The organism is Paenibacillus sp. LBL, from assembly GCF_029893715.1.
Classification (GTDB): Bacteria; Bacillota; Bacilli; order Paenibacillales; family Paenibacillaceae; genus Paenibacillus_AQ; species Paenibacillus_AQ glucanolyticus.
Genome location: NZ_JARXYU010000052.1, coordinates 1 through 1,054 on the forward strand (window position 1 = coordinate 1; position 1,054 = coordinate 1,054).

General features: G+C 39.0%; 2 protein-coding genes. Both read right to left on the bottom strand.

Translation table 11 applies throughout. From position 1 onward, the window contains the following. Nucleotides 1-40 precede the first annotated feature (40 nt). On the bottom strand, nt 41-562 hold the full coding sequence (locus M2277_RS31615; protein ID WP_063477318.1) for a hypothetical protein: 522 nt from the start codon (nt 560-562) through the stop codon (nt 41-43). 151 nt (nt 563-713) lie between these two features. Further along, nucleotides 714-1,052 (bottom strand): YolD-like family protein, encoded by a 339-nt coding sequence (locus M2277_RS31620; protein WP_036642940.1) that lies wholly within the window; start codon nt 1,050-1,052, stop codon nt 714-716. Between the last annotated feature and the right edge of the window lie 2 nt (nt 1,053-1,054).

The following is a 1,054-nucleotide window of genomic DNA, read 5'->3' on the forward strand; positions in this document are numbered from 1 at the left end:
TCACGGGTTGCAGTTCTTTTTTAATATACTGAGTATTTTTTTAAAACTGTGACACGTTCCCGTCGACGCCGAGATAGAAGCCCCCCTGCATAAGGTTGTTAGTGTGTGATTCTATAATAACTTGATAATTCTTATAGCTAACAACCGGTACCAAAATCGGCGGTTTATTTCTGAGGTCTTGGTCTGTCATGTAGGTTTTTGAATATATTGTATTTCCATCTACATCAGCTACACGCAGAGTGAAATATGCTGGGTTTCCTGAATTAACACCATAAACTCTAAGGTTTCTGATCTCCATACTATGGTTAGAGTTAGGTTTTACTAAAGCTCCATGTATAGCACCGCTATATTGGTATAGGCCACCGAAAGGTCCATATTCTTGAAAAACTTGCGTTTCAAAATCTCCGCCTGAATTACTTTCCTCGCTAACGTTGCTCCCAGTAGAGGATTGGCTTAGAGAGGCATCTTCGGAAGAGATTGTTGGATCAGCAAAAGCAGAACCAGTTAACATTGCAGATAAAATAATACATGATACCAAAGAAATTTTAAATTTACTTTTCATGATTAATCAACCTCTTTTCCCAATTTTTAGGCCTTCATATATATAAACGCTAAATAGATTAATAAGTTAGCAGAATCCTAATTTTTTTTGGAATCTTTAAATCAATATAAAAAGAAACGCTATCAGCTATATGCCGATAAGCGTTCCTTTTTCAAAATGTGCTTGCAGAAGTAATATCATCTACTTTTATCCAATTCCATTCACCCTCAGAGATAGACAGTTTGATCTCTCGTCTGAACGTATGGATTAGTACGACAATACCGGTTAACTCCCTTTCTTCATACTCAACAAACATCCTTACTGTAACAGTGCGGTGCTCATGAAAAGATTCGGCCAACGCCTTCTCGATTAACTCCATTTCTTGGGGATCAAGCGTGGGCCGAGCCTCCCTGCCCTCTTCTAATTGCCGGCGAATGATTGTTTCTTTATGTTCAGGAAGCATCATGCGACTAGACTCCCACAGCCCATTACCCTCCAGCTTTTTGCGTATTG

What these genes read in the sequence shown, in the direction of transcription:
- M2277_RS31615 (WP_063477318.1), bottom strand. Translation starts at nt 562, where the DNA reads ATGAAAAGTAAATTTAAAATTTCTTTGGTATCATGTATTATTTTATCT.